This is a genomic window from Paralimibaculum aggregatum, from assembly GCF_030270585.1.
Lineage (GTDB): Bacteria > Pseudomonadota > Alphaproteobacteria > Rhodobacterales > Rhodobacteraceae > Thermohalobaculum > Thermohalobaculum aggregatum.
On record NZ_BSYI01000010.1, the window covers coordinates 95,795 to 117,816 of the forward strand.

The window sequence follows — 22,022 nt, forward strand, 5'->3', positions numbered from 1 at the left end:
ATGAGCATCCTCTCTCTCAACGGCGTCTCCAAGGGCTATGGCGAGGGCGCAGCGCGCGCCGAGGTCCTGAAGGACATCGACCTCGAGGTCCGCGACGGCGAGTTCCTCGCGATCCTCGGCTTCTCCGGCACCGGCAAGACGACGCTGATCAACCTGCTCGCCGGGCTCGAGCATCCGGACAGCGGCGAGGCCCGCTTCCGCGGCGCGCCGATCGCCGGGCCGGGGCCGGAGCGCGGGCTGGTGTTCCAGTCCTACTCGCTGATGCCCTGGCTCACGGTGGAGCGGAACGTCGCCCTCGCCGTCGATGCCGTGCACGGGCGCAGCTCGCGCGCCGAGCGCCGGGCCCTGGTGCGGCGCTATGTCGGGATGGTCGGCCTCGGCCATGCGCTCGACCGGCGCCCGGCGGAGCTCTCGGGCGGCATGCGCCAGCGGGTCTCGGTGGCGCGGGCGCTCGCCATGAACCCCGAGGTGCTGCTGCTCGACGAGCCGCTCTCGGCACTCGACGCGCTGACCCGTGCCAACCTGCAGGACGAGATCGAGCGGATCTGGGAAGGCTCGGCCGAGGATGGCGGGCGCAAGACCGTGGTGCTGATCACCAACGATGTCGACGAGGCGATCCTGCTGGCCGACCGCATCGTGACGCTGACGCCGGAGGGCCGGCTCGGCACCGAGTTCGCCGTGCCGCTGGCCCGCCCGCGCGACCGCACGGCGGTGAACCATGACGCGGACTACAAGCGCCTGCGCGCCCGGGTCACGCAGTATCTCATGGATATCGGCATCGCGGCGAAGGCCGGCGGCACCCGCCGCCTGCCCGACGTCACCCCGCTGCACGCGCTGCCGCGGGCCTATGCCGAGGCGGCGAAGGCGCATTCCGACGAGCGCTACCTGCACTACTCGAAGCTCTCGAAGATCTATCCCACGCCCAAGGGCCCGCTCACCGTGGTCGAGGAATTCGACCTGACGCTGGCCAGGGGCGAGTTCGTCTCGCTGATCGGGCATTCCGGCTGCGGCAAGTCCACCGTGCTGACGATGACCGCCGGGCTCAACGAGATATCCGAGGGCGCGATCGTGCTCGACGGCAAGCATGTCACCGATGCCGACCCGGAGCGCGCGGTGGTGTTCCAGTCGCCCTCGCTGTTCCCCTGGCTGACCGCGCGGGAGAACGTGGCCGTCGGCGTCGACCGGGTCTATCCCAGGGCGAGCCGGGCCGAGCGCGGCGACGTGGTCGACCACTATCTCGAGCGGGTCGGCCTCGCCGATGCGATGAACAAGCCAGCCGCCGAGCTCTCCAACGGCATGAAGCAGCGCGTCGGCATCGCGCGGGCCTTCGCGCTCTCGCCCAAGCTGCTGCTGCTCGATGAACCCTTCGGCATGCTCGACAGCCTGACCCGCTGGGAGCTGCAGGAGGTGCTTATGGAGGTCTGGTCGCGCACCCGCGTGACCACGGTCTGCGTCACCCATGACGTCGACGAGGCGATCCTGCTCGCCGACCGGGTGGTGATGATGACCAACGGGCCGCGCGCCCGCATCGGCAGGATCATGGAGGTCGACCTGCCCCGCCCGCGCAGCCGCAAGGCGCTGCTCGAGCATCCCGACTATTACGGCTACCGCGAGGAGCTGCTCGGCTTCCTCGCGGAGTACGAGCACGGGCATGCGGCGAAACCCAGCAAGAAGGAGGCCGCGTGATGGCCGAGAAACTGGTCGTGATCGGGGCCGGCATGGCCTCCGGGCGGATGCTGGAGGAGCTGTTCGCAACCGCCCCCGGCGCCCATGAGGTGACGCTGTTCGGCGCCGAGCCGCGGGGCAACTACAACCGCATCATGCTCTCGCCGGTGCTCTCGGGCGAGAAGACCTACGACGAGATCGTCACCCACGATGCCGCCTGGTATGCCGCGAACGGCGTCACCTGCCGCTTCGGCGAGCCGGTCACCGGCATCGACCGGGCCCGCAGGGTGGTGGTCTCGGCCACCGGCGAAACGCCCTATGACCGGCTGGTGATCGCCACCGGCTCGGCGCCCTTCATCATCCCGGTGCCGGGGCACGCGCTGCCCGGCGTGCTGACCTATCGCGACCTCGACGACACCGAGGCGATGATCGCGGCGGCGGCGAAACCCGGTGCCAGGGCGGTGGTGATCGGCGGCGGTCTGCTCGGGCTCGAGGCGGCGGCGGGCCTGCGCCTGCGCGGCATGGAGGTGACGGTTCTGCACCTGATGCCGCATCTGATGGAGCGCCAGCTCGATCCGGCCGCCGGCTATCTGCTGCAGAAGGAGCTCGAGACCCGCGGCATCCGCATCCACACCCGCGCCAACACGCACGAGATCGTCGGGCGCGAGCGGGTCGAGGCGGTGCGGCTCGACGACGGCACCGAATACCCCGCCGATATCGTGGTGATGGCGGTGGGCATCCGGCCCGATACCGGGCTCGCCAAGGCGGCGGGGCTCGCCTGCGGCCGCGGCCTCCATGTCGATGACCGCATGATCACCTCGGACGGGAGCATCCTCGCGGTCGGCGAATGTGTCGAGCATCGCGGCCAGTGCTACGGCCTCGTGGCGCCGCTCTACGAGATGGCGAAGGTGGCGGCGAAGACCCTCGCCGGGGAGCCCGCCGAATATGCCGGCTCGGTCACCTCGACCAAGCTCAAGGTCACCGGGGTGGACCTGTTCTCCGCCGGCGACTTCGCGGAAGGCGACGACCGCGAGGAGATCGTGTTCCGCGACCCCGCCCGCGGCGTCTACAAGCGCCTCGTGATCCGCGACCAGCGGATCATCGGCGCGGTGATGTATGGCGACACGGCGGACGGCGCCTGGTTCTTCGGCCTTCTGAAGGACGCGGCCGACATCGCCGAGATGCGCGACACGCTGATCTTCGGCCCGGCCTATGCGGGGGGTGCCCCGCTGGACCCTATGGCGGCCGTTGCAGCCTTGCCGGATGAGGCGGAGATCTGCGGCTGCAACGGCGTGTGCAAATCCACCATCACCGAGGCGATCGCCGGCGGGGCGGGCAGCCTCGACGCGGTGCGGGCGGGCACCAGGGCCTCGGCCTCCTGCGGCTCCTGCACCGGGCTGGTCGAGCAGCTCCTTGCGGCGAGCCTCGGCGACGCCTATGCCGCCCCCGCGGCCCGGCCGGTCTGCGGCTGCACCGATCTCACGCATGAGGATGTCCGCCGGCTGATCAAGGCGCGGGCGCTGAAATCCATGCCCGCGGTGATGCAGGAATGCGGCTGGCGCACGAGCTGCGGCTGCCATGTCTGCCGCCCGGCGCTCAACTACTACCTGCTGGCGGACTGGCCGCTCGACTATGCGGACGACCCGCAGAGCCGCTTCGTCAACGAGCGCAACCATGCCAACATCCAGAAGGACGGCACCTATTCCGTGGTCCCGCGGATGTGGGGCGGCATAACCACGCCGGGCGAGTTGCGCGCCATCGCCGATGCGGCGGAGAAGTTCGCGGTGCCCACGGTCAAGGTCACCGGCGGGCAGCGGATCGACCTGCTCGGCGTCGCCAAGGAGGACCTGCCGGCGATCTGGGCCGACCTGAACGCGGCGGGGCTGGTCTCGGGCCATGCCTATGCCAAGGGGCTGCGCACGGTGAAGACCTGCGTCGGCACCGATCACTGCCGCTTCGGCACGCAGGATTCCACCGGCCTCGGCGTCGCCATCGAGAAGCGCATGTGGGGCGCCTGGACGCCGCACAAGGTGAAGATGGCGGTCTCCGGCTGCCCGCGGAACTGCGCCGAGGCGACCTGCAAGGATGTCGGCGTGATCTGCGTCGACTCCGGCTTCGAGGTCGGCGTCGCCGGGGCAGCGGGCATGGATCTGCGCGAGACCGAGCCGCTCGGCAAGACCGCGACCGCGGCGGAGGCCATCGAGCTGATCGTCGCCTTCGTGCAACTCTACCGCGAGCAGGCGAAATATCTCGACCGGCCCTACAAGTGGGTCGCCAAGGTCGGGCTCGACTGGGTGCGCGAGCAGGTGGTCGACGATCTCGAGAACCGCCGGGCGCTGGTCGCGCGCTTCGATCTCTCGCAGCGCGTCTTCCAGAAGGACCCCTGGGCCGAGCGCGCCACCCCCGAGACCGAGGCGCGCTGGCGCCCGCTGGCGGATCTGACCCTGGAGGCGGCGGAATGAGCGGCTGGATCGACATCGGCGCCCTCGCCGACATTCCCGTGCGCGGCGCCCGCGTGATCCGGACGCCGGCCGGCTGCGTCGCGGTCTTCCGCACCGCCGGGGACGAGGTCTTCGCGCTGGACGATCGCTGCCCGCACAGGGGCGGTCCGCTTTCGGAGGGGATCGTGCATGGCCGCAGCGTCACCTGCCCGCTGCACAACCGGGTCTTCGCCTTCGAGACCGGCGCGGCAGAGCGCCCGGAGGAGGGCCGGGTCGCGACCTATCCCGCCCGCATCGAGGGCGGCCGCGTGCTGATCGACGCCGCGCATCTCGCCCGGAGGACCGCGGCATGAGCGCCGGTGAGCCAGCGGCAACGGTCTGCACCACCTGCCCCTATTGCGGCGTCGGCTGCGGCGTGCGCGCCGCGCCCGACGGCCGGGGCGGCGCGGCGATCTCGGGCGACCCCGAGCATCCCGCGAACCGGGGCCGGCTCTGCTCCAAGGGCTCGGCGCTCGGCGAGACGCTGGATCTCGGCGACCGGCTGCTGGCGCCCCGGATCGGCGGGCGCGCGGCGGGCTGGGACGAGGCCATCGCCCTCACCGCCCGGCGCTTCTCCGAGACCATCGCGCGGCACGGGCCGGACAGCGTCGCCTTCTACGTCTCCGGCCAGCTGCTGACCGAGGACTACTACGTCGCCAACAAGCTGATGAAGGGCTTCATCGGCTCGGCCAACATCGACACCAACTCGCGGCTCTGCATGTCCTCTTCGGTGGCCGGGCACAACCGGGCCTTCGGCGCCGACACCGTTCCCGGCACCTATGAGGACCTCGAGCTGGCCGAGCTCGTGGTGCTGGTGGGGTCCAACCTCGCCTGGTGCCACCCGGTGCTGTTCCAGCGCCTCGCCGCGGCGAAGGCGGCCAATCCGGCGCTGCGGGTGGTCACCGTCGATCCGCGGCGCACCGCGACCAGCGAGCTGGCAGACCAGATGCTGCCGATCGCCCCGGGCTCGGATGTCGCGCTGTTCAACGGGCTGCTGCACGCCATCGAGACCGGGGGCGCGCTCGACCGGTCCTATCTCGCGGCCCATGTCTCGGGAGCCGAGGCCGCGCTGGAGGCCGCCCGCGGCTATCCGGGCGAGCGGGTCGCCGCGCTGACCGGTCTCGCCCCCGCCGAGATCGCCGCCTTCTACGCAGGCTGGATCGGCGCGAAGCGCGTCGTCACGGTCTTCAGCCAGGGGGTAAACCAGTCCTCCTCCGGCACCGACAAGGTGAACGCGATCATCAACTGCCACCTCGCCACGGGGCGGATCGGGCGCCCCGGCGCCGGGCCCTTCTCGGTGACCGGGCAGCCCAACGCCATGGGCGGGCGCGAGGTCGGCGGGCTCTCCAACATGCTGGCGGCGCATCTCTCGCTCGAGGACCCGGGCCACCGCGCCGCGGTGCAGCGCTTCTGGCGCGCGCCGCGGATGCCGGAACGGCCCGGCCTCAAGGCGGTGGAGATGTTCCGCGCCGTCGCCGAGGGGCGGATCAGGGCGATCTGGATCATGGCGACCAACCCAGCCGTCAGCATGCCCGAGGCCGATGCGGTGCGCGACGCGATCGCCGCCTGCCCCTTCGTCGCGGTCTCCGACATCACGGCCGAGACCGACACCGCGGCGCTGGCCGACGTGCTCCTGCCGGCGACCGGATGGGGCGAGAAATCCGGCACGGTCACGAATTCCGAGCGGATGATCAGCCGGCAGCGCGCCTTTCTCCCCGCCCCCGGCAGGGCGCGGCCGGACTGGCGGATCATCTGCGACCTGGCCGCCGCCATGGGCTGGGGTGACGCCTTCGCCTATGACGGCCCGGCCGCTATCTTCCGCGAGCATGCCGCGCTCTCGGGCGTCGCCGCAGGGCTGGGGCGCGACTTCGACATCTCCCCGCTCGCCGGGCTCAGCGATGCCGCCTATGACGCGCTCCCTCCCAGCCGCTGGCCGGCCGGGCCGGAGGGTGGCCGGACGCGCTTCTTCGCCGAGGGCGGCTTCTTCACGCCCGACCGCCGCGCGCGGATGCTGCCGCTGACCCACCGGGCGCCGGCGACCGCGACCACGCCGGGCTATCCGCTCCGTCTGAACACCGGGCGCGTGCGGGACCACTGGCACACGATGACCCGCACCGCGAAGGCGCCGCGCCTCAGCCGGCACATCGCCGAGCCCTTTGCCGAGATCCACCCGGACGATGCCGCCCCGCTGGGCATCGCGCCGGCCAGCCTCGTGACGGTGGAGAGCCCGCATGGCCGCATCGTGGTGCGCGCCCTGGTGACCGACCGGACGCCGCCGGGCAGTGTCTTCGTGCCGATGCACTGGACCGCGCAATGGTCCGCCGCGGGCCGCGTCGGCGCCGCGATCCCGGCCGCCACCGACCCGATCTCCGGCCAGCCCGAGAGCAAGGCCGCCGCGGTCAGGCTCGGCCGCTTCGCGGTCGGGTTCTACGGCTTTGCCGTGGCGCGCACGGCCTTCCGCCCGCAGACCGCCTTCTGGGCCCGGGCCCGGGTGCAGGGCGGCTGGCAGGCGGAGCTTGCGGACAGCGCGCCGCCGGCGGACTGGGAGGGCTTTGCGCGCCGCCTCTTCGGCATCGCCGAGGGCGACGCCACGATCCTCACCGATGCCGGCACCGGCGCCGCGCGCCTCGCGATCTCGGTGGACGGAGCGGTCGTCGCCGCGCTCTTCACCGCGCCGGAGCCGGTGGCGGTATCGCGCAGCCATCTCGCCGAGGCGCTCCGCCGCGCCGAGGGCCCGGCCGAAATGCTGGCCGGGCGCCCGGGCGCCGACCGGCCGGACCCCGGCCCAACGGTCTGCAGCTGCCGCGATGTCGGGGTCAACACGATCCTCGCGGCGATCGCCCGCGGCGGGCGCGCCAGCCTGGATGCCGTCGGCGCGGCGACCGGCGCCGGCACCTGCTGCGGCTCCTGCCGGCCGGAGATCGCCGCGCTGATGAGCCGCGCATCGGTCGCGCTGGCCGCGGAGTGACCCCCCGCGGCCCCTGCCCGTCACGCGCCCGGGCCGGCACGCCCGCCCGGGCGCCCGCCATCACCTGGCGACGGGCATGGTGAACTCGGCACCCTTCTCGATGCTTTCGGGCCAGCGCTGCATGATCGACTTCTGGCGGGTGTAGAAGCGCACGCCCTCCTCGCCATAGGCATGCATGTCGCCGAACAGGCTCTTCTTCCAGCCGCCGAAGCCGTGCCAGGCCATCGGCACCGGGATCGGCACGTTGATCCCCACCATGCCGACCTGGATACGCCGGCCGAACTCGCGCGCGACATTGCCGTCGCGGGTGAACAAGCTGACGCCGTTGCCGTATTCATGCGCGTTGATCAGATCGACGCCCTCGGCGAAGTCCTTCACCCGGACGCAGGAGAGCACCGGGCCGAAGATCTCCTCGCGGTGGATGGTCATCTCCGGGGTGACATGGTCGAACAGCGTGCCGCCAAGCCAGAAGCCGCCCTCGTGGCCCTCCACCCTGTGGCCGCGGCCATCGACCACCAGCTCGGCACCCTCGGCGACGCCCGTCTCGATATAGCCGGCGATCCGGTCGCGCGCCGCGCCGGTCACGATCGGGCCCATCTCGGCATCGAGCTCGAGCCCGTTCTTGATGGTGAGGCTCCGCGCCCGCTCGGCCAGCATCGGAACGATGCGATCGGCCACGTCGCCGACCAGCGTCGCCACCGAGATCGCCATGCAGCGCTCGCCGGCGGAGCCGTAGGCGGCGCCGACCAGCGCATCCACCGCCTTGTCGAGATCGGCATCGGGCATCACCAGCATGTGGTTCTTGGCGCCGCCGAGCGCCTGCACCCGCTTGCCGTGCCGCGCGCCGGTCTCGTAGATGTAGTTGGCGATCGGCGTCGAGCCGACGAAGGAGAGCGCCTGCACGTCGGGATGCTCGATCAGCGCGTCCACCGCCACCTTGTCGCCCTGCACCACGTTGAAGACACCGTCGGGGAAGCCGGCCTCCTTCATCAGCCCGGCATAGAGCAGCGAGGCGCTCGGATCGGTCGGCGAGGGTTTCAGCACGAAGGTGTTGCCCGCCGCGATCGCCACCGGGAACATCCACATCGGCACCATCACGGGGAAGTTGAACGGGGTGATGCCCGCCACCACGCCAAGCGGCTGGCGCGTGGTCCAGTTGTCGATGCCGGTGGAGACCTGCTCGGTGTAGTCGCCCTTCAGCAGCTGCGGCATGCCGCAGGCGAACTCGACGATGTCGATGCCGCGCTCGACCTCGCCGCGGGCATCGGTGAAGACCTTGCCGTGCTCGAGCGTGATCGCGCGGGCGAGCTCGTCCTTGTGCTGGTTGAGGAGCCCGAGAAAGCGGTTCATCAGCCGCGCGCGGCGGATCGGCGGCATCGCCGCCCAGGCCGGAAAGGCCGCCCGCGCCGCCGCGACCGCCTCGGCCACCTCGTCGGCCCCTGCCAGCGCCACCCGGCCCGTCACCGCCCCGGTCGCCGGGTTGTAGACCTCCTGCGCCCGGCCGCTGCGGCCGGCGACCTGCGCGCCCCCGACATAGTGACCGATCTCGGCGATCTGCTCGTTGTCCTTCATGGTGGTCTCCTCCGGCTTCAGTCGATCTGGCGCAGGATGTCGGCAAGCTTGCCGAACAGCGCCTGGATTTCGGATTCGGAAATGATGAACGGCGGCGAGAGCTGGATGGTCTCGCCGGCGGCGCGGATCATCAGCCCCTCGGCCCAGGCGCGCTTCATCGCCTCATAGGCCCGGGCGCCCGGCTGGCCGGGCCGCGATTCCAGCTCGATCCCGCCGACCAGGCCGAGATTGCGCAGATCGAGCACATGCGGCAGCCCGCGCAGGCTGTGGATCGCCTCCTCCCAGACCGGCGCGAGCGCCGCCACACGGGCGAAAAGATCGTTGGCGCGGTAGCTCTCCAATGTCGCCGTGGCAGCCGCCACCGCAAGCGGATGCGCCGAATAGGTATAGCCGTGGAAGAGCTCGATCGGCGCATCGGCATTGGCCATGGCGGAGGCGTGGATCTTCTCGTCCACGATCACCGCGCCCATCGGCACGACGCCGTTGGTCAGGCCCTTGGCGGTGGTGATGAGGTCGGGCTTGACGCCGAAATACTCCGCCGCGCTGGCCTTGCCGAGCCGGCCATAGGCGGTGATCACCTCGTCGAAGATCAGCAGGATGCCGTAGCGGTCGCAGAGCTCGCGCAGGCGCTTGAGATAGCCCACGGGCGGCAGCAGCACGCCGGTGGAGCCCGCCATCGGCTCGACAATCACCGCCGCGATGGTCGAGGGATCGTGCAGCTCGGCGATGCGGATGAGATCGTCCGCCAGTTCCGCGCCGTGCTCCGGGCAGCCGCGGGAGAAGGCGTTCCGCGAGAGGTCGTGGGTGTGGCGCAGATGATCGACACCGGTCAGCAGGCCGCCGAAATACATCCGGTTCTTGACGATGCCGCCGACCGAGATGCCGCCGAAGCCGGTGCCGTGATAGCCGCGCTCGCGGCCGATCAGCCGGGTGCGGGCGCCGTCGCCGCGCATGCGGTGGTAATGCAGCGCGATCTTCAGCGCGGTATCGACCGATTCCGAGCCGGAATTGGTGAAGAACACATGGTTCAGCCCCTCCGGGAACAGCGCCGCGACCTGCGAGGCCAGCTCGAAGGCCTGCGGCGTGGCGAAGTTGAAATGCGGCGCATAGTCGAGCGTCGCGATCTGGCGCTGCACCGCCTCGACGATCCGCGGGTCGTTGTGCCCGGCATTGACGCACCAGAGCCCCGCGGTGGCGTCCAGGATCTGCCGCCCGTCATGCGCGGTGTAGTACATCCCGTCCGCCGCCACGATCAGGCGCGGATCGGCCTGGAAATCGCGGTTCGGCGTGAACGGCATCCAGAAGCTCGACATGTCGTTGGGGGTAAGCTGGCGGTTCATCGGGGGGCCTCCCTGGCGCGCGTGGCTGTCGCTGCGGCTTCTCCCACGCGCTTCGTGCGCCGATCAATCCCGATTTGAGGACAAATTCATATTGTTGATCCGGCTGGATAAATTATCCTTCCGCTTCGGATCGGAAGCGGAAAATCACATGGCGGACAAGACAACGACCCATGACGCGATGGTCGCCCGTCGGCTACGCGTGGTGCGCCAGTCCAAGGGGCTCTCGCAGCGCGAGCTGGCCCGGCGCACCGGTGTCGGCAGCGGCACCATCAGCCAGATCGAGGCGATGGCGATGCAGCCCTCGGTCTCGGTGCTGAAGAAGATCCTCGACGGCGTGCCGATGGATCTGGCGACCTTCTTCAGCTTCGAGATGGCCGAGGAGACCGCGGTGGTCTATCGCCGCGGCGAGCATGTGGATATCGGCGCCGCCGGGGTGAGATACCTGCTGGTGGCGGCGGGGCGGCGCAACCGCAGCCTGCAGATGCTGCACGAGTTCTACGAGCCGGGGCGGGATTCCGGCCGCCGCGCGCTGTCGCACGAGGGCGAGGAATGCGCGATCATCGTCGCCGGAACCCTCGAGGTCACGGTCGGCGACGAGACCTTCCTGCTCGGGCCGGGCGATGCCTACTACTTCGCGAGTGCCACCCCGCACCGGTTCCGCAATCCGGGACCGGAGGTCTGCGAGGTGATCAGCGCCTGCACCCCGCCGAGCTTCTGAGCGCGGAGTCCCGCGCCGGGCCGTTGTCGGCTATCCTCGGGGGAGCGCATCTGTGAAGGCACCAGGATGACCGAGCGGGACGCCAATGCCGATCCCGCCGCCGACGAGCCCCCGATCGTCGCGGCGCTCCACCATCTGACCGGCCGGTCGCGGGGCCAGGTCTCCTGGCTCAGCCGCGAGGCGCACGGCGTGCATGTCTCGGACAGCGGCGCGATCCGCGTCACCGCCGACGGCCGGAGCCTCCCCGGCATGACGCCCTGCGCGAGGTTCCATCAGGCCGGCCGCTCCTATGTGCTCGACGCGGTCGGCGAGGCCGTGCTCTGGGTCAACCGGGTGCCGCTGCGCGAGCGGCATCTGCACCATGGCGACATGATCGAGTTCGGCGAGCAGGGGCCGCTCTCGCGCTTCGAGCTGATCGACGCGCAGCACCCGATCCGCCGCACGCTCCCGGAGATCCTGTCGGACATGATGGCCTATCTCCGGGTCAGCCGCCGCCCGCTGCACCGCCGCCTGCCGCGCGCGCTGGGCGGGCTGGCGCTGAGCCTTCTGAAGGAGACGACGATCCTGTTCCGCGTCAGCGTGGTGCTGGCGCTGGCCGTGATCATCGTGCTCGGCATCCGCCAGGGCCGCGAGATCGACCGGATCGAGGCCGACATGCGCTCGGGCGCGACGCGGCTCGACGCGATCTCCACCGCCATCGCGCGGGACCGCGAGACCGCGCTGCGCCCCGGCGATCTCGACGCCGTGCGCCAGGAGCTCGGCCAGGCCGTACAGCGCCAGTCGGCGCGGATCGAGACGCTGGAGTTTCGCTGGAAGGCCGGCGCCGAGGCGATCGCCGGCGCGCGCGGCTCGATCGCCTTCCTGCACGGGTCCTTCGGCCTGCGCGACGGCGCGACCGGCCGCATGCTGCGCCATGCGGTGGATGCCACGGGCCGCCCGCTCTCCTCGCCGCTCGGGCGCCCGCTGCTCACGCTGGAGGGTGACGGGCCGGTCGCCGAGCGCGAGTTCACCGGCACCGGCTTTCTCGTCGGCGGCGGGCGGCTGCTGGCGACCAACCGGCACGTCGCCCTGCCCTGGGAGCGCGATGCCGCCACCGTAGCCTCGGCGGGCATGGGGCTGGAGCCGGTGATGCTGGTGTTCCGGGGCTATTTCCCCGACCGGCCGGAGCCGCTGGAGCTGAGCCTGCGCGCCGCCAGCGACAGCGTGGATCTCGCCGTGCTCGACATCGGCGGGCCGGTCGACGGGCTTGCCGACCTGCCGCTCGCCGAGGCGCCGCCGCGGATCGGCGCCGAGATCATCGCCATGGGGTATCCGACCGGACTGCGGGCGATGCTGGCACAGTCCGGCGATGCCTTCGTGGCGGCGCTTCAGGCCGAGGCGCAATCGCTCGATCTCGAGGGCGTCGCCGCGCGGCTGGCGGAGGCCGGGCATATCCGCCCGCTGGCGAGCCGCGGCATCGTCGGGCAGATCTCGCCGGAGGCGGTGGTCTTCGATGCCGAGACCACCCATGGCGGCAGCGGCGGGCCGCTGCTCGATCTCAGCGGCCATGTGGTGGCGATCCAGTCGGCGATCGTGCCGGAATTCGGCGGCTCCAATCTCGGCGTGCCGGCGGTGGAGCTGCGCCGCCTGCTCGACACGCTGGAAAGCGCCGGCGTGCATTGACGCCGCGGCTATTCGGCCGCGGTCTTCTGCCCTTCCTCGAGCGCCGCGGCGTCCTCGGCGATCTCGAACACCGCCTCGCGGTTCTCCACCCGGACCGAGGTGATCGTCACCGTGGTCAGGTCCTCGCGGTCGAACAGCAGGCGCGAGATCGGGTTGATCAGGTATTTCTCAATCCGGTTGCCGATGCCGCGGCCGCCGTCGCCGATCTCCTCGGTGCAGAGGGCCATCAGCTCCTCCTGCGCCGCTTCGGTCAGCGTCACCGAGATGCCGTGCTCCTCCATCACCGCCCTGATCACCTTGCGCAGCAGCGCCTCGAAGATCACGAAGGCGTTCTTCGGGTTGATGAACTCGAAGACGACGATGTTCTGGCCCATGCGGTTGAACAGCTCCGGCCGCTTGAGCTGGAAGCGGAAATGGTCCGCCACCGCGTCGGTCAGCTTGTCCTCGAGCTGCTCGCCGCGGTCCGAGGGCGTCACCTTCTGGCCCGAGTTGTGGAAGCTGTCGCCGCCGACGATGCCGACATTGGAGGTGAAGATGATCAGCGACTCGGAGAAGTAGCCGGTCTCGCCGCGGCTGTCGGTGAGCCGGCCGTCGTCGAGGATCTGCAGGAAGGCATCGAGGATCCGCGGATGCGCCTTCTCGATCTCGTCGAACAGGAACACCGAGAACGGCTTGGCGCGCACCGCGTTGATCAGGTCGCCGCCCTGCTCGTAGCCCGGCGCGCCGGGCGGCGGGCCGATCAGCCGGCCCATGCTGGCCTCGTTGACGAATTCCGACATGTCGAAACGCTGCATCGCGCTCTCGTCGCCGAACAGCGCCTCGGTGACGCCCTTGGCGAGCTCGGTCTTGCCGACGCCGGTGGGGCCGACGAAGAACAGCACGCCGCGCGGGCGGTTGCCGCGGCTCGAGGTCTGCGCCGCCGAGAGCCCCATGATCGAGCGCACCAGGATGTCGTAGGTGCGCTTGATCGCCCGCGGCTGGCCCTTCACCCGGTTCTCCAGCAGCGTCAGCGTCGAGCGCACCCGGGCGCGCATCGCCTGCGAGGTCCAGGGGTTGCGCGTGGTGCCGATGCGAAAGCGCCGGATCGCCCTGTCGATCTCCCTCAGCGAGCAGCCATCGCCCTCCGCGAGATCGACCACCGCGCGCAGGTCGCAGAGCCCCATCCCGTCGAGGCCGAGCGCCAGCCGCTCGACATGGCTGCGCCGGTCCTCCGCGGTCATCTCCGCCGGGATCTCGAGGCGCTCGACCTCCGCCGATGCGAAGGCGATCCGGTCGGAGAGGTCCGGCAGCTCGATCATCAGGTCGCGCACCGCCGGGTTGCGGCGCATGAACCACTCCGGCAGATCCCCCGCGCGCTCGACGATCCAGAGGATCGGGTTTGCCGCCGGGCAGTCCCATTCCAGCTTCGGACGTGCCAGCTTCGGCCCGCGGGTCGCCTTGTCCATCGCCACGAAGAGCCGGTCGGCGGCGGCAGGGTCGCTGCGGAGCTGGGTCGAGGCATAGTCGACGATCAGCGCGACCGGCAGCCGCCGCTCGCGCGTCACCCGGTCGACGAGATCCGACATCGCCTCCACCGTGTCGGCGACATGGCCGATCGGCAGCCCGCATTCGGTGAGCACCTGGCCGAGCCGCGGGTCGCAGTCCTCGTGGAGCCTGAGCCCGGAGACCGGGTCATGGACCATCAGCGCCAGCACGCCCTTGGCCTGGAGCACGCGCCAGATCGCCGACGGGAAGGCAACGAACCGGGTCTCGTCTCCCTCGGGCACGGGGTAGATGTCGCGCACATTGCCCGACACCACGAACTGCGAGCGAACGGCGAGGGCGGAGGCGATCTCGTCGAGCCATGTCGGCGGCGCCGGCGCGAGGCGCGGCGCCTCGGCCTCGCCGTCCGGTTCGGCGGTGGCGGTCACCGCGCTCTCGCCATTCTCGGCCGCCGTCTCGGCAGCCTCCGGAACGATGGTCTCGGTCACGGTAATCTCGGTCACGGTGGTCTCGGTCACGGCGCCCCCTTCCCCGACACAGCCACGGCACAGGCGACAAGACCAATACAACCTTAAGATGAAGTTTGCACGTGCAAAAATACAATTTGTGAACCAATTGACCCTACGACAACGCCGGCAGCACGAACGAGGACAACACGCCCTGCCCGCCGCCCGCCCTCGCAACGCGCCACCAGGGCCAGCCTCTGCCCCGAGAGGTTGGCCGGAGCCCCGGCCTCGCTCTGCAGGGCCAGGGTGTGCAGCGCGTCTTTCCGGCGCGGGCCGCCCAACAGATGATCGGTGCCGGCGTACTGGCCGAGGCCGATACCGGCATCCGCGCCGGAACGGGGATGCCGTGCCTGACGTGTTCCGCGCTGCCGTCCGTGGCGACGATTCAGGCGGGTCTTCGAGGTGCCAGAGCCGAGCGCGCCCCCCGGCGCGGTCGGCATCCCCGTCGTGCTGTGCCCTCTCCACCGCGTTGAGCGGGTTCAAGCCGAAAGCGCGCGTGAACCGTCTGCAAATGATCGCCCGCTCCCACGACAGACCTTGCGGCCCGGCCGGCCTCCACTGCGGCGGTGCCGGCGACGGGGCAGGATCGGCACCGCGGGCGGGGCCGGCGGGCCGATCCTGCCGGCGTCAGTTGCCGACGGGCTCGACCTCGCTCGGCCGCCAGGACTTGTCGAAGAACCCGGCGAGCGGGCTGTAGAGGCGCAGCAGCATGACCCATCCCTTCTTCGGGTCGGTCTGGATCCAGTTGCCGCGGGCCACGCCCTCGGGCTGCTCGGGCGAGAACCAGACGGTGGTCGCGCCCTCCGCATCGGCCTCGGCCGCCGGCGAGGGATAGCTCTGGCTGCCGGCGCGGGGATATTTCTGCGGCGTCTGCAGCATCGAGCGGGTCTGGTTGTCATAGAGCGTGAGCGACCAGAACGCCGCCGCCGGGATGCCCTTCGGCAGCGTGACCTTGTAGGTGGCGGCGCCGTCGAAGAATTTGCCGTTCGCATCCTTGGTGGCGAAGAGGTATTGCGAGCCCACCCCGGTCAGTCGCATCGCCATCGCCGGGGTGATCCCGGTGGCATTGTAGAAGAACGAGGTGCGGGCGTCGTTCTGCTTGTAGCCGCTCGGCGGATAGGGCCTGGCGCCCTCGGCGGTGATCTCCGGCAGCGGGGTCTCGAAATTGTAGCCGCCGCCGAAGAGCGGGTTCCACCACTGCGAGTTCTCGTACCAGAACCAGTCCGGGTCGCGCGGATCGAAGCCCAGCGTGCGGCCGGTGGCATTGGCGACCGCGACGGCCTCGGTCAGGATCTTCCTCATCCGCGCATCCGGCGCGAAGTCATGCCCCTTCCTGATGCCGATCGCGGCGATCGGGCCCATCAGCTCGGGGTCGAGCACCGCGGCGGGCTCGCTCTGCACCAGCCGGTCGAGCATCTCGAAATAGCTGAAATCGTTGGGCGGGATGGTGTTGATCGAGAGGCCGGTGCCCTCGTGGAAGACCGGCGTCTTCGGCTCGGCATTGCGGCCGAGCTGCACCCCGCCCTCGAGGAACCGCGCGATCGGCAGCCCGACGCCGCCGGGGGCATAGGGATAGATCTTGAGGTTCTCGCGGATCACCCTGACCGTCGGCGCCGGGTCGTCTCCGGTCAGGAAGGAGCGGCCGAGCAGCACGACGCGGCTGGTCTGCGAATGCGCGACATGGAAGCCGCTCTCCGGCAGGAAGCCCTCATGGCCGGGCCCGACGAGCAGATACCTGCCGCCCTCGCCGCGATCCGGCCCCGGCCGGCCGAAATCGCTGACCCAGCGGAACCACACGTCGTCGAAGGTGCCGAGCGCGTCGGGCGGCGTCTCCACCACCATCGGCCCGTCCGAGAGATCGACGAAGCCGAGATAGTAGACCGTGTCGGCATTCGCGGTGAGGAACAGCGAGCTGGAATCCATCAGCTCCGAGAACAGCAGGATCTCGTTGTCCTTGATGCCGGCGGCCTCGAAGCCCTCCAGCACCGCACGCACGCTGACGCCCTTGAACGTGTCGGTGAAGGCACGGAAGGCATAGGTGAAATCGAGATGGTCATAGACCGCCGCGGCGGTCTCGGCGCTCGGCGCGCCATCGGTGAAGGAGAGTGCGCCGATCCGCGACTGGACGCTGTCCGGTGTCGAGATCGACCGGAGCTGCGCCTCGGTGACATCCGCCGCCGCGCCGGAGGACAGCAGCAGCGCCGAGGCGAGGGCGGTGCCGGATACGAGCTTTCGAAGACATGTCATCAAATCGATCCTTGCAACTTTCTGTACCGGAGGGCGCGCCGCCCTGTCCCGTCCCCGCGCGCCGGTGCATCGCCGAATCAACCGGCCAGCGGATCCGATATCTGTATAGCACCCGGCCGGTGACGCGTTTCGCCCCGTGTTCAGAAGCCTGCACGCCGGGCAGCCTGCGGTGACCGAGCAGCCTTGCCAATGCCCTGTGCCCGTCCGGATCTGGCGCCGAGGCCAGGGGGCGGACGCTGCCGCCAGAGCAATGCCCCGCGCCCGTCCGGATTTGGCGGCTGGGCCTCTCGGCCCCTTTCCGCCGCTGGCCGAGGGAGAGCGGGCGGCCTGCCGGCACCCCATGCGGCACCCGGCCTGCCCGTGGGCGCGGGAGCGATCCCCGCGCGCCGGTCCCGCTCACCAGCATCCGGGCGCCGATGCGCATCCCGGCCGGGCCAGCGGGGCCAAGCACCCCCTGCCGGGCCGTCGGCGATCCGTGCGGCGCGGGCACGGCGGCAGCCGCGAGACCGCCGGGCATGAAGCTCCCCGCCGCAGCAGTAAGAGCCGCCCGGAGGTCCCAGATCACTCGGATGCCGCCGTCGTGGTTGCCGGCGTTTCGATTTCGGTTCTCGGGACGGCCCGGGCAGAGCACCGGCATCGCCGCACGGTCGATGGGCCCGTTGGCGCCGGAAGCTGAGCCGGCACCGTCGGCACCGCGAAGCAGGACATTGCCGAAGGGAAATGGCCGCGATCGGACGGCCGCACCCGCCCGATCCCCTAGGGGGGCCCCCGGTCTCCGTACGGAAGCCGCAACTCGGCGCGCCCGCCGGGGCGTGGCGTCCACCCCCTCCCGGCCCGCAATTGCACTTGGGTCACCGTTTCGTCGCCCGGGTCCAGCGCGTATCAGCACATATGATGGGCGCGAACCTCGTGATCCATCGCCGCCGCCACCTCCGGAGGACGGGGGCGATATGGGCCAGCCCGGAAGTGGGGTTCAGGATCGGATCATGGCCCCCCCGACGACCGGGGATCTCGCGTTGCTGGCCGCCGGCCTGCCGGCAGGGCGTGCAGTGGCATTCTCTGGCCTATCCGTTTCTCCCGGCCAGCACGCGGGCCGATTTCGCCAGTTTCTTCGACAGGGACATCGAGCCGCTGCATGGCGGCGGCGGCCCGGCGCCGACCGTGGCACAGGCCTGACCCAGCTGCGCAACAATGCTGCGGTGGAGCGCGAATCCGGCACCACATGTGTCGCAACACTGAGACAGTGGCGGCGGCCGACCGGGATCCCGGACTTGCGCGCCTGCCGGACGGCCGGTTTCCTCGATCGATGCGGGCGATCGCCGGTTGCCCGGACAGCCGGAGGGCATGGCCCGAACCACACCAGGGGATCGGCATCCCCGGCGGCAGGGAGAACCGCATGTACTTTCCGGCCGATGGAGATAGGTTGGCGTAGGAGCAGCCTGCCCGGAGGACGAACGGCCGCATCCGGCCGCGAAAACGACCCAGTCGCCGATCATGCAACCCGCACCGGACAAGCGGGAGATCGGCGGCGGAGAGAGAGGCCGGCGCCAGCCGCCGGAGGAAGGAGCCCAGGATGACGAGGCACGCCGACAGCGTGTGGTCCGCCGTGTCGTCGCGCGGCGACCATGCGCCCCATACACTCTCCTGGCGCCGCTGCGTGATGCAGCACGGCCTCGATCCGGCCGCGCATCGCAGGCCGCCGCGCGTGACCGAGGCGGAACTGCGCATCGCCGCGGAGCGCGCGGGCGACATGGTCGCCGCCGCCGTTCCCGAGATGGACCGGCTGTTCGAGGCCTTCGGGCGCGCCGGGTGCTGCCTCGTCCTGACCGACAGCACCGGCCTCGCCCTCGAGCGCCGCGGCAGGCCGGGGGACGACGCGGAGTTCCGGTCGCTCGGGCTCTGGTCCGGCACCCTCTGGAACGAGGCGAATGTCGGCACCAACGGGATCGGCACCGCCCTCGCGGAGCAGCGCTCGGTGGGCATCCACCGCGACGCGCATTTCCTCTCGATGAACACCGGGCTGAGCTGCGCCACGGCGCCGATCCGCGATCATCGCGGCCGCCTCGCCGGGGCGCTCGACATCTCCTCGGCGCGCTACGACATGAACGAGGCGCTGCTCGGCGTCTTCCTGCATTCGGCACGGGGGGCGGCGCAGCAGATCGAGACGACGCTGTTCCGCAACGCCTTCCCGGGCGCGCGCGTGGTGCTGGCGCCGGGATGCGCCTCGCGCCATGGCCTGCTTGCCCTCGACCGGGACGATATCGTGATCGGCGCGACCGCCGCCGCCCGTCAGGCGCTCGGGATCGACGACGACTGGATCGCCGCGGGGCATGGCGCGGGCGACCTGCTCGACGAGGATACGGGCGAGCGTCCCGCCGGCTTCGAGGATGCCGAGCGGCGGACGGTGCGCACGGCCCTCGCGCAATGCGCCGGCAATGTCTCGGCAGCGGCCAGGATGCTGGGCATCAGCCGCGCCACCCTGCATCGCAAGATCAAGCGGCACGGCCTGCGCCGATAGGGCCCCGGCCTGTCTCAGCGCTGAGACAGGTCGGCGCAACCTTCTTTCGGAGCGACGCAACTTTCCGACCGAATCGACCGAGCATGACCCCCGGAGACGCAACGACAGCGAAGAAGGGAAAGCGCTCATGTTCGACGCCCAGCACGACAAGGCCCCGTTCAAAGAGAAATACGACAACTTCGTCGGCGGCGCCTGGCGCGCGCCCGCCTCGGGCGATTATTTCGAGAACATCTCGCCAGTCACCGGCAAGGTCGTCGGCCGCATCGCCCGCTCGAATGCCGCCGATGTCGAGGCCGCGCTCGACGCCGCCCATGCCGCCTTCCCGGCCTGGGCGCGCACCAGCCAGGCCGAGCGTGCCAATGTCCTGAACGCCATCGCGCAGCGCATGGAGGACAACCTCGCCGCGCTCGCCACCGCCGAGACCTGGGACAACGGAAAGCCGATCCGCGAGACCATGGCCGCCGACATCCCGCTGGCGATCGACCATTTCCGCTATTTCGCCGGCTGCATCCGCGCGCAGGAGGGCTCAATCGCCGAGATCGACGCCGACACGGTGGCCTACCACTTCCACGAGCCGCTCGGCGTGGTCGGCCAGATCATCCCCTGGAACTTCCCGATCCTGATGGCGGTCTGGAAGCTGGCGCCCGCGCTTGCCGCCGGCAACTGCGTGGTGCTGAAGCCCGCCGAGCAGACGCCGGCCTCGATCATGGTGCTGATGGAGCTGATCGCCGACCTGCTGCCGCCCGGCGTGATCAACGTGGTGAACGGCTTCGGGCTCGAGGCCGGCAAGCCGCTCGCCACCTCGCCGCGCATCGCCAAGGTGGCCTTCACCGGCGAGACCACCACCGGCCGGCTCATCATGCAGTATGCCAGCCAGAACCTGATCCCGGTCACGCTCGAGCTCGGCGGCAAGTCGCCGAACATCTTCTTCGCCGACGTGATGGATGCGGACGACGCCTATTTCGACAAGTGCCTCGAAGGCTTCGCGATGTTCGCGCTGAACCAGGGCGAGGTCTGCACCTGCCCGTCGCGCGCGCTGGTGCAGGAATCGATCTACGACCGCTTCATCGAGCGTGCCATCGCCCGCGTCGGGAAGATCGCCCAGGGCTCCCCGCTCGACAGCGCCACGATGATCGGCGCCCAGGCCTCCTCGGAGCAGCTCGAGAAGATCCTCTCCTATATCGACCTCGGCCGCCAAGAAGGCGCCGAGCTGCTGACCGGCGGCGCGCGGGCGACGCTGAACGGCGGGCTCGAGGGCGGCTACTATGTCCAGCCGACCGTGTTCCGCGGCCACAACGGCATGCGGATCTTCCAGGAGGAGATCTTCGGCCCGGTGCTCTCGGTGACGACCTTCAGGGACGAGGCCGAGGCGATGGAGATCGCCAACGACACGCTCTACGGCCTCGGCGCCGGCGTCTGGAGCCGCGACGCGAACCGCTGCTTCCGCTTCGGCCGGGGCATCCAGGCGGGGCGGGTCTGGACCAACTGCTACCACCTCTACCCGGCGCATGCGGCCTTCGGCGGCTACAAGCAGTCCGGCATCGGGCGCGAGAACCACAAGATGATGCTCGAGCACTACCAGCAGACCAAGAACATGCTGGTGAGCTACAGCCCGAACGCCCTCGGCTTCTTCTGAGTTCCCTGTCGCTTGCGGCCGCCCCGTGCGGCCGCGCCTTTTCCCGGAGAGCCCGATGACCGATACCGAAGCGCCGCCGCGCGTCACTGCCACCCAGCCCGCCCGCGCGCTGATCGCCGAGCTGACCGCCCGCCACGGGCCGGTGATGTTCCACCAGTCGGGCGGCTGCTGCGACGGCTCCGCGCCGATGTGCTTCCCGCGCGGGGAATATGTCGTGGGCGATGCGGACGTGCTGCTCGGCTGGATCGGGGATGCACCCGTCTACATCCATGCCAGCCAGCACCGGCTCTGGGCGCATACCCGGCTCATCATCGACGTGGTCGAGGGCGGCGGCGGGATGTTCTCGCTCGACAGCGGCACCGGCCGGCGCTTCCTGGTGCGCTCGCAGGTGATCGCCGATCCCGCGGAGCCGCGATCCGGCGATTGACCGCGCAGCACCGGCGGGCCGCGGCCCGCGGCGATGACCGCCCCGCTGCGCGCCCGCGCCGGGTCCGCGCCGTTCAGGGCGGCGAGAGGTCCATCTCCAGCTGGACCACATCGCCCGGATAGCTGGCCTCGGCCAGATAGATCACCCTGCCCTCGCGGTCGCGGATCACGCGCCGCAGGCAGGCAACCGGCGCGGCGATCGGCAGCCCGAGAAGCCGCGCGAGCTCGGGATCGGCGGCGCCGGTCCTGAGCACCTGCCGCACCGTGCCGATCGCGATGCCGGGGGTCTCGACCAGCACGGGGATGACCATCCGCGTGCGGAACGCGCCGGCGTTGCGCCGGTAGACATCCGAGGCGAGGTGGATGTCGATCGCGCAGAACGGCTCCTCCCCCCGGTAGTGGACCCGCTTCAGGTACTTGTAGGAGGCGGCGGCCTGCCCGTCCCGCGCCGTCAGGCCCGGCATCCGGTCGTTCGCCTCGACCAGCACGAATTTCGGGTCCAGCGTCCTGGTGAAGGCAACGAGCCCGTCCCAGTCCCGCGCCAGCGACAGCCAGTGCTGCTCGCGCGGGATCGCCGTCACCGTCGTCCCGACACCCCGCCGGCGGCTGACATAGCCCTCGTCCTCGAGCACCGCGATGGCCTGCCGCAGGGTCTCGGGCGCGACGCCGAAGCTCTCCGCCAGCCGCGCGATCGAGGGCAGGCAGGTGCCGACGGCATAGACGCCCGCATCGAGCCTGGCCCGGAGCATGGCGGCGATCTGCGCGTAGAGGGGGATCGGGTCGGTTCTGCGCAACGCCTCTC

The 22,022-nt window shown here is 70.7% G+C and carries 15 protein-coding genes; 10 read left to right on the forward strand and 5 right to left on the reverse strand.

The window, feature by feature from the left end; genetic code table 11:
- From QSJ97_RS08130 to QSJ97_RS08145, 4 genes are read left to right on the forward strand one after another with little or no spacing between them, the layout of a single operon-like run.
- Entirely contained in the window at window positions 1–1,686 is a 1,686-nt protein-coding gene (locus QSJ97_RS08130) for an ABC transporter ATP-binding protein (protein WP_285671211.1), read from the forward strand.
- A complete protein-coding gene (gene nirB, locus QSJ97_RS08135; RefSeq protein WP_285671212.1) occupies window positions 1,686–4,127 on the forward strand; it encodes a nitrite reductase large subunit NirB in 2,442 nt (813 codons plus the stop codon). Before QSJ97_RS08130 ends, nirB begins: the two co-directional genes overlap by 1 nt.
- Window positions 4,124–4,459, forward strand: a complete 336-nt coding sequence (nirD, locus tag QSJ97_RS08140) for a nitrite reductase small subunit NirD (RefSeq protein WP_285671213.1) — start codon at window positions 4,124–4,126, stop codon at window positions 4,457–4,459. The genes nirB and nirD overlap by 4 nt, the downstream gene beginning before the upstream one ends.
- Window positions 4,456–7,113 carry a nitrate reductase gene (locus QSJ97_RS08145; RefSeq protein ID WP_285671214.1) on the forward strand — a complete coding sequence of 886 codons (2,658 nt, stop codon included), beginning with the start codon at window positions 4,456–4,458 and terminating at the stop codon, window positions 7,111–7,113. Before nirD ends, QSJ97_RS08145 begins: the two co-directional genes overlap by 4 nt.
- Window positions 7,114–7,173: 60 nt before the next feature.
- On the opposite strand, the gene QSJ97_RS08150 is transcribed toward QSJ97_RS08145, so the two are convergent.
- The gene (locus tag QSJ97_RS08150; RefSeq protein WP_285671215.1) at window positions 7,174–8,685 is read right to left on the reverse strand and encodes a CoA-acylating methylmalonate-semialdehyde dehydrogenase; all 1,512 of its coding nucleotides are present in this window, start codon (window positions 8,683–8,685) and stop codon (window positions 7,174–7,176) included.
- Window positions 8,686–8,702: 17 nt separating this feature from the next.
- Window positions 8,703–10,025 carry an omega-aminotransferase AptA gene (gene aptA, locus QSJ97_RS08155; protein WP_285671216.1) on the reverse strand — a complete coding sequence of 441 codons (1,323 nt, stop codon included), beginning with the start codon at window positions 10,023–10,025 and terminating at the stop codon, window positions 8,703–8,705.
- Between the two features lie 148 nt (window positions 10,026–10,173).
- Here aptA and QSJ97_RS08160 point away from each other — a divergent pair, with 148 nt between their 5' ends.
- Entirely contained in the window at window positions 10,174–10,743 is a 570-nt protein-coding gene (locus QSJ97_RS08160; protein WP_285671217.1) for a cupin domain-containing protein, read from the forward strand.
- Between the two features lie 66 nt (window positions 10,744–10,809).
- On the forward strand, window positions 10,810–12,405 hold the full coding sequence (locus QSJ97_RS08165) for a S1 family peptidase (protein ID WP_285671218.1): 1,596 nt from the start codon (window positions 10,810–10,812) through the stop codon (window positions 12,403–12,405).
- A gap of 8 nt (window positions 12,406–12,413) precedes the next feature.
- Here the strand turns inward: QSJ97_RS08165 and QSJ97_RS08170 are convergent, their stop codons facing one another.
- On the reverse strand, window positions 12,414–14,405 hold the full coding sequence (locus QSJ97_RS08170; protein ID WP_285671219.1) for an AAA family ATPase: 1,992 nt from the start codon (window positions 14,403–14,405) through the stop codon (window positions 12,414–12,416).
- Window positions 14,406–15,020: 615 nt separating this feature from the next.
- Entirely contained in the window at window positions 15,021–16,640 is a 1,620-nt protein-coding gene (locus QSJ97_RS08175) for a DUF1254 domain-containing protein (RefSeq protein ID WP_285671220.1), read from the reverse strand.
- Window positions 16,641–17,684: 1,044 nt separating this feature from the next.
- On the opposite strand from QSJ97_RS08175, the gene QSJ97_RS08180 reads away from it, so the two are divergent.
- The 4 genes from QSJ97_RS08180 (at window position 17,685) to QSJ97_RS08195 (ending at window position 21,221) form a co-directional block, all read left to right on the forward strand.
- The gene (locus tag QSJ97_RS08180; RefSeq protein WP_285671221.1) at window positions 17,685–17,816 is read left to right on the forward strand and encodes a hypothetical protein; all 132 of its coding nucleotides are present in this window, start codon (window positions 17,685–17,687) and stop codon (window positions 17,814–17,816) included.
- Window positions 17,817–18,213: 397 nt separating this feature from the next.
- Window positions 18,214–19,158 (forward strand): helix-turn-helix domain-containing protein, encoded by a 945-nt coding sequence (locus tag QSJ97_RS08185; RefSeq protein WP_285671222.1) that lies wholly within the window; start codon window positions 18,214–18,216, stop codon window positions 19,156–19,158.
- 127 nt (window positions 19,159–19,285) lie between these two features.
- Window positions 19,286–20,794 carry an aldehyde dehydrogenase gene (gene adh, locus QSJ97_RS08190; protein ID WP_285671223.1) on the forward strand — a complete coding sequence of 503 codons (1,509 nt, stop codon included), beginning with the start codon at window positions 19,286–19,288 and terminating at the stop codon, window positions 20,792–20,794.
- A 55-nt stretch (window positions 20,795–20,849) separates the two neighbouring features.
- Window positions 20,850–21,221 (forward strand): DUF779 domain-containing protein, encoded by a 372-nt coding sequence (locus QSJ97_RS08195; protein WP_285671224.1) that lies wholly within the window; start codon window positions 20,850–20,852, stop codon window positions 21,219–21,221.
- Between the two features lie 73 nt (window positions 21,222–21,294).
- Here QSJ97_RS08195 and QSJ97_RS08200 read toward each other — a convergent pair whose 3' ends face one another.
- Window positions 21,295–22,014, reverse strand: coding sequence for a GntR family transcriptional regulator (locus tag QSJ97_RS08200; RefSeq protein ID WP_285671225.1), 720 nt, complete (start codon window positions 22,012–22,014; stop codon window positions 21,295–21,297).
- Window positions 22,015–22,022: the final 8 nt, after the last annotated feature.